At 64.2% G+C, this 12,512-nt stretch carries 10 protein-coding genes and 4 tRNA genes; 10 read left to right on the forward strand and 4 right to left on the reverse strand.

Annotation, left to right across the window (positions count from 1 at the left end; genetic code table 11):
- Positions 1 to 35 precede the first annotated feature (35 nt).
- From purF to ABEH27_RS11875, 8 genes are all read left to right on the forward strand, one after another.
- On the forward strand, positions 36 to 1,541 hold the full coding sequence (gene purF / locus ABEH27_RS11840; RefSeq protein ID WP_346613761.1) for an amidophosphoribosyltransferase: 1,506 nt from the start codon (positions 36 to 38) through the stop codon (positions 1,539 to 1,541).
- A 16-nt stretch (positions 1,542 to 1,557) separates the two neighbouring features.
- A complete protein-coding gene (locus ABEH27_RS11845; RefSeq protein ID WP_346613762.1) occupies positions 1,558 to 2,769 on the forward strand; it encodes an O-succinylhomoserine sulfhydrylase in 1,212 nt (403 codons plus the stop codon).
- Positions 2,766 to 3,539, forward strand: a complete 774-nt coding sequence (locus ABEH27_RS11850) for an SDR family oxidoreductase (RefSeq protein ID WP_346613763.1) — start codon at positions 2,766 to 2,768, stop codon at positions 3,537 to 3,539. The genes ABEH27_RS11845 and ABEH27_RS11850 overlap by 4 nt, the downstream gene beginning before the upstream one ends.
- A gap of 148 nt (positions 3,540 to 3,687) precedes the next feature.
- Positions 3,688 to 3,763, forward strand: a tRNA-Val gene (locus ABEH27_RS11855).
- Between the two features lie 80 nt (positions 3,764 to 3,843).
- Positions 3,844 to 3,920, forward strand: a tRNA-Asp gene (locus ABEH27_RS11860).
- A gap of 99 nt (positions 3,921 to 4,019) precedes the next feature.
- Positions 4,020 to 4,096, forward strand: a tRNA-Asp gene (locus ABEH27_RS11865).
- A 137-nt stretch (positions 4,097 to 4,233) separates the two neighbouring features.
- A tRNA-Asp gene (locus ABEH27_RS11870) sits at positions 4,234 to 4,310 on the forward strand.
- A 189-nt stretch (positions 4,311 to 4,499) separates the two neighbouring features.
- Positions 4,500 to 5,324 carry a DUF2242 domain-containing protein gene (locus ABEH27_RS11875; protein WP_346613764.1) on the forward strand — a complete coding sequence of 275 codons (825 nt, stop codon included), beginning with the start codon at positions 4,500 to 4,502 and terminating at the stop codon, positions 5,322 to 5,324.
- Between the two features lie 244 nt (positions 5,325 to 5,568).
- Here ABEH27_RS11875 and ABEH27_RS11880 read toward each other — a convergent pair whose 3' ends face one another.
- A complete protein-coding gene (locus tag ABEH27_RS11880) occupies positions 5,569 to 6,609 on the reverse strand; it encodes an AraC family transcriptional regulator (protein ID WP_346613765.1) in 1,041 nt (346 codons plus the stop codon).
- 4 nt (positions 6,610 to 6,613) lie between these two features.
- Positions 6,614 to 7,732, reverse strand: coding sequence for a nitrilase-related carbon-nitrogen hydrolase (locus ABEH27_RS11885; RefSeq protein WP_346613766.1), 1,119 nt, complete (start codon positions 7,730 to 7,732; stop codon positions 6,614 to 6,616).
- 185 nt (positions 7,733 to 7,917) lie between these two features.
- On the opposite strand from ABEH27_RS11885, the gene ABEH27_RS11890 reads away from it, so the two are divergent.
- Together ABEH27_RS11890 and ABEH27_RS11895 are read left to right on the forward strand one after the other, a co-directional pair.
- Positions 7,918 to 9,954, forward strand: a complete 2,037-nt coding sequence (locus ABEH27_RS11890) for an NADPH-dependent 2,4-dienoyl-CoA reductase (protein ID WP_346613767.1) — start codon at positions 7,918 to 7,920, stop codon at positions 9,952 to 9,954.
- Positions 9,955 to 10,029: 75 nt separating this feature from the next.
- Positions 10,030 to 10,929: a pyridoxal-phosphate dependent enzyme gene (locus ABEH27_RS11895; RefSeq protein WP_346613768.1), complete on the forward strand. Its 900-nt coding sequence runs from the start codon at positions 10,030 to 10,032 to the stop codon at positions 10,927 to 10,929.
- Here ABEH27_RS11895 and cybB read toward each other — a convergent pair.
- Entirely contained in the window at positions 10,920 to 11,465 is a 546-nt protein-coding gene (cybB, locus tag ABEH27_RS11900; RefSeq protein ID WP_346613769.1) for a cytochrome b561, read from the reverse strand. The genes ABEH27_RS11895 and cybB overlap by 10 nt on opposite strands.
- An 86-nt stretch (positions 11,466 to 11,551) precedes the next feature.
- Positions 11,552 to 12,481 carry a DUF1853 family protein gene (locus ABEH27_RS11905; RefSeq protein WP_346613770.1) on the reverse strand — a complete coding sequence of 310 codons (930 nt, stop codon included), beginning with the start codon at positions 12,479 to 12,481 and terminating at the stop codon, positions 11,552 to 11,554.
- Positions 12,482 to 12,512: the final 31 nt, after the last annotated feature.

A 12,512-nucleotide genomic window follows, 5' to 3' on the forward strand; every position in this document is an offset into this window, starting at 1 on the left:
TCACTCAAGTTTCATCAAAGTAGGGGTTGCGTCGCATGTGTGGCATCGTCGGTATCGTCGGTAAGTCGAACGTCAATCAGGCGCTGTATGACGCGCTTACGGTCCTCCAGCACCGCGGCCAGGACGCTGCCGGTATCGTGACCAGCCACGACGGCCGGTTGTTCCTGCGCAAGGATAATGGCCTGGTGCGCGATGTCTTCCAGCAGCGCCACATGCAGCGGCTGGTAGGCCACATGGGTATCGGCCACGTCCGCTACCCGACTGCAGGCAGCTCGACCTCGGCCGAAGCCCAGCCGTTCTACGTCAACTCGCCGTATGGCATCACCCTGGCGCACAACGGCAACCTGACCAACGTCGAGCAGCTGGCCAAGGAGATCTACGAATCCGACCTGCGTCACGTCAACACCAATTCCGACTCGGAAGTGCTGCTGAACGTGTTCGCCCATGAACTGGCAGTGCGCGGCAAACTGCAGCCGACCGAAGAAGACGTGTTCGCCGCGGTTTCCCACGTGCACAGCCGCTGCGTCGGCGGCTACGCGGTGGTCGCGATGGTCACCGGCTACGGCATCGTCGGTTTCCGCGACCCCAACGGCATTCGCCCGGTGGTGTTCGGCCAGCGTCACACCGACGAAGGCGTCGAGTACATGATCGCCTCGGAAAGCGTTGCCCTCGACGTGCTCGGTTTCACCCTGATTCGCGACCTGGCGCCGGGCGAAGCGGTGTACATCACCGAAGAAGGCCAGCTGTACACCAAGCAGTGCGCGCAGAGCCCGAAACTGCAGCCGTGCATCTTCGAGCATGTCTACCTGGCCCGCCCGGACTCGATCATCGACGGTATCTCGGTGTACAAGGCACGTCTGCGCATGGGTGAGAAGCTCGCCGACAAGATCATGCGCGAGCGCCCGGAGCACGACATCGACGTGGTCATCCCGATCCCGGACACCAGCCGTACCGCTGCGCTGGAGCTGGCCAACCGCCTGGGCGTCAAGTTCCGCGAAGGTTTCGTCAAGAACCGCTACATCGGCCGTACCTTCATCATGCCGGGCCAGGCTGCACGCAAGAAATCGGTCCGCCAGAAGCTCAACGCCATCGAGCTGGAATTCCGCGGCAAGAACGTGATGCTGGTGGACGACTCGATCGTGCGCGGCACCACCTGCAAACAGATCATCCAGATGGCCCGCGAAGCCGGCGCGAAAAACGTCTACTTCTGCTCCGCGGCCCCTGCGGTGCGTTACCCCAACGTCTACGGCATCGACATGCCGAGCGCTCACGAACTGATCGCCCACAACCGTACCACCGAGCAGGTGGCCGAGTTGATCGGTGCCGACTGGCTGATCTATCAGGACCTGCCGGACCTGATCGACTCGGTTGGTGGCGGCAAGATCAAGATCGAGCACTTCGATTGCGCGGTGTTCAACGGTGAATACGTCACCGGTGACATCGACGAAGCCTACCTCGACCGTATCGAGCAGGCCCGTAATGACCTGGCCAAGGTGAAGACCCAGGCGGTCAGCGCGATCATCGACCTTTACAACAACTGATTCAGGGAGTGACGGCATGACGGATCAATGGGATGCCGGGCGACTGGACAGTGACCTCGAGGGTGTCGGTTTCGACACCCTGGCGGTGCGCGCCGGTCAGAACCGTACACCGGAAGCAGAGCACAGCGAAGCGCTGTTCCTGACCTCCAGCTATGTCTTCCGCACGGCCGCCGATGCGGCCGCGCGTTTTGCTGGCGAAACCCCGGGCAACGTCTACTCGCGTTACACCAACCCGACCGTGCGCGCCTTCGAAGAGCGCCTGGCGGCCATGGAAGGTGCCGAGCAGGCTGTGGCCACCTCCACCGGCATGGCGGCGATTCTTGCCGTGGTCATGTCGCTGTGCAGCGCCGGTGACCATGTGCTGGTATCGCAGAGCGTGTTCGGTTCGACCATCAGCCTGTTCGAGAAGTATTTCAAGCGCTTTGGTGTCGAGGTGGACTACGTGCCGCTGGTCGACCTGGCGGGTTGGGAGAAGGCCATCAAGGCCAATACCAAGCTGCTGATCGTCGAGTCGCCATCCAACCCGCTGGCCGAACTGGTCGACATCACCGCCCTCAGCGAAGTGGCCCACGCCCGTGGCGCCATGCTGGTGGTGGACAACTGCTTCAGCACCCCGGCGCTGCAGCAGCCGCTCAAGCTGGGTGCCGACATCGTGTTCCATTCGGCAACCAAGTTCATCGATGGCCAGGGCCGTTGCATGGGCGGCGTGGTGGCCGGGCGCAGTGAGCAGATGAAAGAAGTGGTGGGTTTCCTGCGTACCGCTGGCCCCACCCTCAGCCCGTTCAATGCGTGGATCTTCACCAAGGGCCTGGAGACGCTCAAGCTGCGCATGCGTGCGCATTGCGAAAGCGCGCAGCAGCTGGCTGCGTGGCTGGAACAGCAGGACGGCATCGAGAAGGTGCATTACGCCGGCTTGCCAAGCCACCCGCAGCACGAGCTGGCCAAGCGCCAGATGAGTGGTTTCGGGGCGGTGGTCAGCTTCGAGGTCAAGGGTGGCAAAGAGGGCGCCTGGCGCTTTATCGATGCCACGCGCGTGATCTCGATCACCACCAACCTGGGTGACAGCAAGACCACCATCGCCCACCCGGCGACCACCTCCCACGGCCGTCTGTCGCCGCAGGAGCGTGAAGCTGCGGGTATTCGCGACAGCCTGGTCCGCGTTGCCGTTGGCCTGGAAGACGTGGCCGACCTGCAGGCTGACCTTGCGCGTGGGCTGGCTGCATTGTGATCGACTGGAAAGGTGGCGGGCCGGGCCATAACGGCCGGGTAGCCCTGGTAACCGGTGCCGCGCGCGGCATCGGCCTGGGTATCGCTGCCTGGTTGATCTGCGAAGGCTGGCAGGTGGTGCTCAGCGACCTCGACCGCCCGCGCGGCGCCAAGGTCGCCAAGGCACTGGGCGACAACGCCTGGTTCATCACCATGGACGTCGCTGACGAAGCCCAGGTCAGCGCCGGGGTTTCCGAAGTGCTTGGGCAGTTCGGGCGGTTGGACGCGTTGGTGTGCAATGCGGCCATCGCCAACCCGCACAACCAGACCCTCGAGAGCCTGAGCCTGGCGCAATGGAACCGGGTGCTGGCAGTCAATCTCAACGGCCCGATGTTATTGGCCAAGCACTGTGCACCGTACCTGCGGGCGCACAATGGCGCGATCGTCAACCTGACCTCGACCCGTGCCCGCCAGTCCGAGCCGGACACCGAGGCCTACGCGGCCAGCAAGGGTGGCCTGGTGGCGTTGACCCATGCCCTGGCCATGAGCCTGGGCCCGGAGATCCGCGTCAATGCGGTAAGCCCAGGCTGGATCGATGCGCGTGACCCTTCCCAGCGCCGTGCCGAACCGTTGACCGAGGCCGACCATGCCCAGCATCCGACGGGCAGGGTAGGGACCGTGGAAGACGTTGCGGCCATGGTGTCATGGTTGCTGTCGCGCCAGGCAGCGTTCGTCACCGGCCAGGAGTTTGTGGTCGATGGCGGCATGACCCGCAAGATGATCTACACCTGAGCATGATGCTGGAAGGGAAAGGGGCCGAAAGGTCCCTTTTCTGTTTTTGCTTTTTTTGAAAAAAATTCAATGGGGCTATTGACTTAGCATCGGTACCTGCGTAAATTTCGCGGCCTCAGCGAAGCAAACGCAACAAGCAACATCGCGGGGGTGATTAGCTCAGCCGGGAGAGCATCTGCCTTACAAGCAGAGGGTCGGCGGTTCGATCCCGTCATCACCCACCACTTCCTGAGCGTTCCTGGTGCAGCAAGCTTCGCAAGAAGCTGACAGCCAGAGAGGAACAAGGCCTGATAAGCCACACTGCGCAGCGGTAGTTCAGTCGGTTAGAATACCGGCCTGTCACGCCGGGGGTCGCGGGTTCGAGTCCCGTCCGCTGCGCCATTTTTCAGTAACAGAGGGGTGCTTTGCACCAATCTGCAGCCAAAGGCAAACATGCCTGAGGCGATCCCAGTTTCAATCGGGCGCAAGCCTGAACGATACGCAGCGGTAGTTCAGTCGGTTAGAATACCGGCCTGTCACGCCGGGGGTCGCGGGTTCGAGTCCCGTCCGCTGCGCCATCTTCGTTTCGAGGCCCCTTGAACGCCTCGAAGCAACAAAAACAGCGATCATCGTGTCGCTTTTTTTGTGCCTGCCCTGAGGCTCCCATGCCGGAAGGGAAGGTCCCAGTTCAACCGGGCGCAAGCCCGAGCGATACGCAGCGGTAGTTCAGTCGGTTAGAATACCGGCCTGTCACGCCGGGGGTCGCGGGTTCGAGTCCCGTCCGCTGCGCCATCTTCGCCTCGAGGCCCCATGAACGCCTCGAAGCAAAACGAGAAAGCGACCTTTGGGTCGCTTTTTTCGTTTCTGCGCCTGCGCATCCAGGATTTACACGATGCTGACAGACTCTTCACTGATGAACGGTTCCAGTGCAAGGGCGCTGTGATGCACAATAGACGCCTCTCGACTTACCCGGAATTCGCAATGACCAGATCATCCGTCTTTGGTGCGCTCGGGCTGGCCCTGGTGCTGGCGGGCGTGTCCGGTTGCTCCTCGAAAAAAGCCGCCATCTATGAGCATGAGAATTTCGACGATTCGGGCACTTATTCGCGCAGCTTCCCGGTCAGCGAGGCAGGTTCGTGTGAGGCCGCCCGGCGCGCGCTGCTGAGCCAGGGTTACATCATTACCAGCAGCGGCTCTAGCCAGGTCGCGGGTAACAAAAGCTTCCAGCAGAACAGCGATAACCACCTGCAGATCAGCTTCAGCGTGACCTGCGCACCCGACAGCGGCGACGAGCAGCGCTCGACCATGTTCGCCAACGCGCTGCAGGACCGCTACGCACTCAAGAAGTCCAACACGTCCGCCAGCCTTGGCGTCGGCATATTGGGGTCGGTGTCGATGCCGATCGGCTCCAGCGACGATTCGATGGTCAAAGTTGCCAGCGAAACGGTCACCGCGCCGCAGTTCTATGAACGCTATTTTGCCTTGGTCGAAAGCTACCTGCCCAAGCCGAAGAAGGTCAGCAAGGCCAAGGTCGAGGCACCTGCACCCAAGGCGGAAAAACCGGCGCCTGACCTTGGGCTGCCGGAGCAGGTATCGGCGGCGCCTGTGAGCGCACCTGTAGCGCAAACGGCACCCGCTGCACCGGCACCTGCCCCCGCAGCGATAGCCCCGGCCAGTGAAGCCGCAGCTGCGCCGGTGGTGGATGACAGCCAGGGTTCACAGCCTGTGGCGCCGCCTTCGGAATCGGCACCGATCGAGGTGCGACAGGATGCGCAGCCAACCGAGGCAGCACCTGCGCCGCTCTGAGGGGCGTCAGCGTGTACAGACACTGTTACAGATAAGCGGGGATAACTTCCAACGCACCTGCTACGTTTATCACTCATGAGCTTGTCATCATTTCTTCATCCAGCCTGCTTAGGTTGAAGGCATGACCAACGAAGATAAATGAGTGAAGAGGACGCAGGGCGATGGATGACTATCAGGAAGAGCTGCTCGAGTTTCAGGCCTACGAGCTGGACCCGCCGGAACCGGCCGACGACGCCACCGAGCTTTAACCCACCTGCCGCTGGCTGCGGCGGAACTCCCCCGGTGTGAGGCCCGTCCAGCGTTTGAATGCGCGCTGGAAGGCCTCGGCCGAAGCAAATCCCAACAAGTAGGCTATTTCGCCAAAGGCCAATTCCGTGTCGCGGATGTAGGCCTCGGCCAGGTCGCGCCGTGTGTCATTGAGCAAGTCTCGAAACCGCGTACCTTCTTCTGCCAGTTTTCGCCGCAGGGTCCAGGTGGGCAGTTGCAGGCGTAGCGCCACTTCTTCGAGGTCGGGGTCCCGGCCACCATTGAGCAGCGGGCCAAGCAGGTGGGTGATGCGCTCACCCAGGCTACGTACCCGCGTACGTTGCAACATTTCCGCTTCACACAGCTGCAGCAGGTGCTGCCACGTGCTTGGGCAGTGCTGCGGGTTGGCCTGGTCCAGCGTGGCGCGGCTCAGGCGTAGTCGGTTGCTGTTTGCGCCAAACTGTACTGTGCTGCTGCACAAGGGCTGGTATTGGACGGCGTAGTCGGGGGCTGCGAATTCGATTTCCAGGCGTTCGGCCTGTAAAGGTGCGGTGGACAGGGCTGCAAGCTGGGCGAGCCAGCCGGCCAGCAGTGAGTCGACGACGAAACGGTTGTACGCGTTATAAGGGCTGATCGAATAGAAGCGCAGCCATGCCCCGTGGGCATCTTCCTCAAAGCGTGAATGGCCACGGTAGTTGGCGGCATACAGCGGCTCGAAGCGCAGCAATGTACGTGCGGCTTCGCCAAGCGTTGGGGCCTGGGCCGCCGTGACGCCTGCCAGGCCGGCCTGGGCCAGCCGGCTGAGGCGCCCCATGTGCAGGCCAAGCGCGGGCTCGCCACATTGTGCGATGGCGGCATGCCCAAGGTGCATGTAGCGGGGGATCGACAAGCGCGCGCCAGCTTCGGCCAGGCGCGTGGCGTCAAGCCCGTAGCGGTGCAGCAGTGGCTGTGGGTCGTGGCCCAGGCCGAGCAAGGCCTCGGCCAAGGGCTGGACGAAGCCTACCGACAGGTCGCCCAGGCGCACACGTGGGCGTGGCATGCGCTTATAGCCACACGTTCAGCAAGCGGGCGCCGGGGCTGGGCGGCCCGGCAAGCAGTTCGCCCGCCTGATGGGCGAAACCCTGGCCGTCGCTGGCCTGCTCCCAGAACTGCCCACGCATGAATACGCTCATGCTGCTGACGCCGTTGCCAGCAGCTTGGGTCAGGCGTTGCCAGGCGGTTTGTTCGCTGACTTCGCCGCGCTGCAGGGCCAACTCGGCGGCGGCGTCCTGGTGCCGGTTGCCGCGCCAGGGAGCTTCCCAGCTGCCTTTGCCGCTGAGAAACACCGGGTTGGCGATCAGTTGTACCTGTTGTTGTTCCAGTTGGCGTTGGTTTTCCGGGTACCAGCTGTCGCTGCCGATCAGCACGCCAAGGCGGCCGGCTGGGGTCTGCAGGACCTGAAGCGGGAAATGCCGACCGTGGTGGATGTAACGCCGCACCTCGCTGTCGGGATACTGCTGGCGCTGTGGTTGGCCGAGCAGTGAGCCATCGCTGGCAAATACCATGCTGCTGTTGAACAGCGGGCCGCTGCCTGCGTGCAGCACACCTTTTTCCACATACGGGGCAGGCAGCACGATCGAGCCGGCCACCAGCGTCACGCCGAACTCTTTGGCCAGGCCGCCGAACAGCTGCTGGTAATCGCTGGCCATCTGCTGGGCCTTCATGCGCAGGTGCGCGTCGGCCCGGCGGTCATCGCCGCTGGCCCGCAACATGGCCAGGCCATAGCGCAGCGGGTTGCTCAGCTCCAGCCATTGCTCGGCCTCCCGGCTGTGGGTGACCTGATACAGCTCATTCTTCTCGCCACGCGCCCACAGCCAGGTGCCGATGTGTTCGGGCAACACCACCACCGTGCGCGGGCCGACCAGGCCCTGGGCACGGGCTTGTTGCAGGTATGCCGAGAGCTTGCGATGCAGGTGCTGCAGGTTCTGGTAGTCATTGGGGTAGAGCAGTGGCTCGACGCCCAGCAGGTTGCCCCGTTCGCCGGGCACGCCATGGTTGAGCGCCAGTTCCACACGTAGATCGGACAGGTAATGGCCTTCCGGGCGCTGTTGTGTCCAGAAGCCGTAGCCGCACAGGGCGGCAATCATCACCAGCGCCAGGGCGCCTGCCAGTAGTTTTCGCATGTAGCGGTACAGCGCCTTGGGGAACGAAGGCTTCTAGGGTAGTCCCGCTGTGCGAGAGGATCAATAAGTTGTCAGTTTCGATCATTGAGCGCGTTCAAACGGCTGTTTAATGTCGGTGGCAGATAAACGACGGGGCCCGTTGAGGCACCCGCATTCCGTGATCACGCCACATGGGGAACCGTTCCATGGCTGCCGACCGCTATCCACACTTGCTGGCCCCGCTCGACCTGGGCTTCACCACCCTGCGCAATCGCACCTTGATGGGTTCGATGCACACCGGCCTCGAGGAGCGCCCCGGCGGTTTCGAGCGCATGGCGGCGTACTTTGCCGAGCGGGCCCGGGGTGGCGTCGGCCTGATGGTCACAGGGGGTATCGCGCCTAACGACGAAGGCGGCGTGTATTCCGGTGCGGCCAAGCTGAGCACCGAGGAGGAGGCCGATAAGCACCGCATCGTCACCGAAGCCGTGCATGCTGCCGGCGGCAAGATCTGCCTGCAGATCCTCCATGCCGGGCGCTACGCCTACAGCCCGCGCCAAGTGGCGCCCAGCGCGATCCAGGCGCCGATCAACCCGTTCAAACCCAAGGAGCTGGACGAAGCGGGCATCGAGAAGCAGATCGCCGATTTCGTCAATTGCGCCGTGCTGGCTCAGCGCGCCGGCTATGACGGCGTCGAGATCATGGGTTCGGAAGGCTACTTCATCAACCAGTTCCTCGCCGCCCACACTAACCACCGTACCGACCGCTGGGGTGGCAGCTACGAAAACCGCATGCGCCTGGCCGTGGACATCGTCAGCCGGGTGCGCGACGCCGTAGGCCCGAACTTCATCATTATCTTCCGCCTGTCGATGCTCGACCTGGTCGAGGGCGGCAGCAGCTGGGCCGAAATCGAACAGCTGGCCAAGGCCATCGAGCGGGCGGGCGCCACGCTCATCAACACCGGCATCGGCTGGCACGAGGCGCGCATCCCGACCATCGCCACCAAGGTGCCGCGCGCGGCGTTCAGCAAGGTCACCGCCAAGCTGCGGGGTGCGGTGAGCATTCCGCTGATCACCACCAACCGCATCAACACCCCGGAAGTGGCCGAAGCGGTGCTGGCCGAGGGCGATGCCGACATGGTCTCGATGGCCCGGCCGTTCCTGGCCGACCCGGACTTCGTCAACAAGGCGGCTGAAGGGCGCAGTGACCAGATCAATACCTGCATTGGCTGCAACCAGGCCTGCCTGGACCATACCTTCGGCGGCAAGCTGACCAGCTGCCTGGTCAACCCGCGCGCCTGTCACGAGACCGAACTCAATTACTTGCCAGTGCGCACGGTGAAGCGCATTGCGGTAGTCGGTGCCGGCCCGGCCGGCCTGGCGGCGGCCACAGTGGCTGCCGAGCGTGGCCACGCGGTAACCCTGTTCGACAGTGCGAGCGAGATCGGCGGGCAGTTCAACGTGGCCAAACGGGTGCCGGGCAAGGAGGAATTCTTCGAGACCCTGCGTTACTTCGGCAACAAGGTGAAGAGCACCGGCGTCGACCTGCGCCTGAACACCCGTGTGGACGTACAGGCCTTGTTGGCAGGTGCTTTCGACGAGATCATCCTGGCCACCGGCATCGCGCCGCGCACCCCGGCGATTCCGGGTGTGGAACACGCCAAGGTGCTCAGCTACCTGGACGTGCTGCTGCAGCGCAAAGCGGTCGGTGAAGCGGTTGCAGTGATCGGCGCGGGCGGGATCGGCTTCGATGTCTGCGAATACCTGGTGCATCAAGGCGTGGCCAGCAGCCAGGACCGCGAGGCGTTCTGGAAGGAGTGGGGCATCGATACCGATCTTGAAGCGCGTGGCGGTGTGGCGGGCATCAAGGCCGCACCGCATGCGCCGGCCCGGCAGGTGTACCTGCTGCAGCGCAAGGCGTCCAAGGTCGGGGACGGCCTGGGCAAGACCACCGGCTGGATCCACCGCACCGGGTTGAAGAACAAGCAGGTGCAGATGCTCAACAGCGTCGAATATCTGGGGATCGATGATGCAGGCTTGCACATCCGCGTAGGCGACGGCGAGCCGCACGTGCTGGCGGTGGACAATGTGGTGATCTGCGCCGGGCAGGAGCCGCTGCGTGAGCTGCACGACGGCCTGGTGGCGGCGGGGCAGTCGGTGCACCTGATCGGCGGTGCCGATGTGGCGGCGGAGCTGGATGCCAAGCGGGCGATCAACCAGGGCTCGCGGTTGGCTGCCGAGCTTTGAAATAGAAGACCCGGGCCGCTCTGCGGCCCCGGGTTTTCACTGATAGACTGATGCCCTCGCATCAGGCACCGATCCATGTCCAGCTGTTTCCTCGACCTTCCCCATGCCCCACTTCAGCCATTGCGCCTGCCATGGCTGGAAAGCGCCAACATTGAAGTTGCCATCCTGCGCCTGGACCTGATCGACCCACTCATCAGTGGCAACAAGTGGTTCAAGCTGCGCCACCACCTGCTGCAGGCCCATGAAGCACGCGCGCCGGGGCTGATCAGCCTGGGGGGCAACCACTCCAACCACCTGCATGCCCTGGCCGCCGCCGGCAAGCGCTTCGGTTTCGCTACCGCAGGCCTGTTGCGTGGCCATGCCCAGGACACCCCCACCGTGCGTGATTTGCATGCGCTGGGCATGGAGCTGCACTGGCTCGGCCATGGCGGCTACCGTGCCCGTCACCAGCCTGGTTTCTGGGCGCCTTGGCAGGCGCGGTACCCCGGCTGGCACTGCATCCCCGAAGGCGGGGGTGGGCTGAAGGGGGCACTGGGCTGCGCGCTGATCGTCGAGCAGGCCAGGTTGCAACTCGCCGCGCTGGGTTGGCCGGATTTTCACGCCTGGTGGCTGGCCGCCGGTACCGGTACGACCTTGGCTGGCCTGGTGCTGGCCGAAGCGGGGCGGCACGCGGTGCATGGCGCCCTGGCCGTGCCATTGGGTCATGGTGTGCCGCAAGCGGTGGCGGAACTGGCCGGTACGCGCGGTTACCAACTCCATGAAGCCTGCCGCAGCGGTTTTGCCAGGGTCGATGATGAGGTGCTGGCGTTCATCGATGAAACCGAGCACCACACAGGCATTCCCCTGGAGGCGCTTTACACCGGCAAGGCCCTGCTGGCCCTGCGTGAGCAGGCCCAGGCCGGGCTGTTCGCTGCTGGCACCCGGCTGATCTTCCTTCACACCGGCGGGCTGCAGGGCCGCCGCGGTTATTTGTAGGGCAGCATGCGCAGCAGCGTGTTGTCACGTTGCACGTAGTGGTGGTAGAGCCCTGCCAGCGCATGCAGGCCGATCAGCCAGTAACCCCAGGTGGCCACCCGCTCATGCCAGCCCTTGATGAACTTCGCGAGGTCCGGGTCCGCGCCGATCAGGTGCGGCAGTTCCAGGCCATAGAAGGGCACCGGCTTGTCGGCGGCACTGAGGATCAGCCAGCCGGCCAGCGGCAACCCGATCATCAGCAGGTACAGCGCCAGGTGCATCAGGTGCGCGAGGCCGGTCTGCCAGGCCGGTGGCTTGGGCAGGATGGGTGGGGTGGGGCGGCTCAGGCGCACCGCCAGGCGCAGCCAGACCAGCACGAATACCGTCAGGCCGAGCATGAAGTGCAGGTCTTTCATCAGGTTGCGTTCGGCGCTGTCCTTGGGGAACAGGCCACGAAATTCGATGCAGGCGTACACGGCCGCCAGCAACACCAGCATCAGCCAGTGCAGGGCGATGGAAAGGCGCGCGTAATGGGGCGCGGGGGTGGTTGAAACCATGGTGGGTCCTCGTCATCAGGTCGATGGTAGCGCTCTTGGCGGCGCTCACGGCTAACTCTAACGGCTTGTTGAGCAGATGCATTGCGCTAGGTCGGTATCGGCCACTGATCGGCGACCAGAAACACTCGCTCCGCTTCGTGCCAGGCGCCGTCATCTTCGGCTTCCAGCCTGACCAGCATCTGCGCCGGTGCTTGTGGCTCCAGCGCTTGCAACCACGTGGCGAACTGCGGTGGCGCCCAGCACACATCCGCTTCAACCCGTGCCGGTGCCAGCCAGGCGTGACGGGGCAGCGGCTGCCAGCGTTCGCCGGCGGCCATCGGCCAATCCCGCCGCCGGACCCAGCGCCCGCGCAGGTGCAGCGGATTTGCCCCTATGGGCGGGTCGGCGTGCCCCGGCGACGGGTAGAACAGGTAACCCCCCAACCACACGTGTGCCTGAAGCTCATGAATGCCAAGCCCGGCCAGCGCCTCGCGGCTCTGCGCATCACTCGACATGGGCAACTGATGCCCAGCCAAGTGCGCAAGCTTGGTGCCCAGCCGGTCATGGCAACCCGGCCCGAGCCATTGGCCGGGGTCATGGCCTTGACCGTTGACTGGCCCCAGGTACAGCTTGATGGCAAGCTCCAGGTGATGGGTGCCGTCGGCATCGCGCAGCAGGATGTCCAACTCGCCCAGCGTTCGCCCGCCCGTGCGGATTGCCAGGTTGGCCGACAGCAGCTCGACACCGGGCGCCTGGCCCAGGGCGAACTGCCACAGACCTTCGTAGTACAGCCCCAGGCGTCGGCTGGTGAGGGTTGCCAGCCGCTCACGCAGCGGTCGGTCATCGTTATCAAGGTGCAGCAACCAAGCCTTCAACCGTTGCGGATCCGCCGCCCAGGCGCTCCCCGCCAGCGGATGGCGCTGGGGGCAGGGCGGTGTGCTGAGCAGCGGTGGCGACAGCAGGGTCCAGGCCAGGTCGCGCACGGCAGGGCGGCGCAACTGGCGGGGCAGGTCGTGGAGTTCGGCAAAAGGCATCATGCTGCGAGCATAGCCGGTTTGCCGCTGCCCG

Source organism: Pseudomonas sp. P39-UII1, from assembly GCF_039672635.1.
Lineage (GTDB): Bacteria > Pseudomonadota > Gammaproteobacteria > Pseudomonadales > Pseudomonadaceae > Aquipseudomonas.

Bases quoted from the DNA above. Each gene is read 5' to 3' on its own strand.
- ABEH27_RS11905 (WP_346613770.1), bottom strand. From the start codon at position 12,481: ATGATGCCTTTTGCCGAACTCCACGACCTGCCCCGCCAGTTGCGCCGC.
- ABEH27_RS11895 (WP_346613768.1), top strand. From the start codon at position 10,030: ATGTCCAGCTGTTTCCTCGACCTTCCCCATGCCCCACTTCAGCCATTG.
- cybB (WP_346613769.1), bottom strand. From the start codon at position 11,465: ATGGTTTCAACCACCCCCGCGCCCCATTACGCGCGCCTTTCCATCGCC.
- purF (WP_346613761.1), top strand. From the start codon at position 36: ATGTGTGGCATCGTCGGTATCGTCGGTAAGTCGAACGTCAATCAGGCG.
- ABEH27_RS11880 (WP_346613765.1), bottom strand. From the start codon at position 6,609: ATGCCACGCCCACGTGTGCGCCTGGGCGACCTGTCGGTAGGCTTCGTC.
- ABEH27_RS11845 (WP_346613762.1), top strand. From the start codon at position 1,558: ATGACGGATCAATGGGATGCCGGGCGACTGGACAGTGACCTCGAGGGT.
- ABEH27_RS11885 (WP_346613766.1), bottom strand. From the start codon at position 7,732: ATGCGAAAACTACTGGCAGGCGCCCTGGCGCTGGTGATGATTGCCGCC.
- ABEH27_RS11890 (WP_346613767.1), top strand. From the start codon at position 7,918: ATGGCTGCCGACCGCTATCCACACTTGCTGGCCCCGCTCGACCTGGGC.
- ABEH27_RS11875 (WP_346613764.1), top strand. From the start codon at position 4,500: ATGACCAGATCATCCGTCTTTGGTGCGCTCGGGCTGGCCCTGGTGCTG.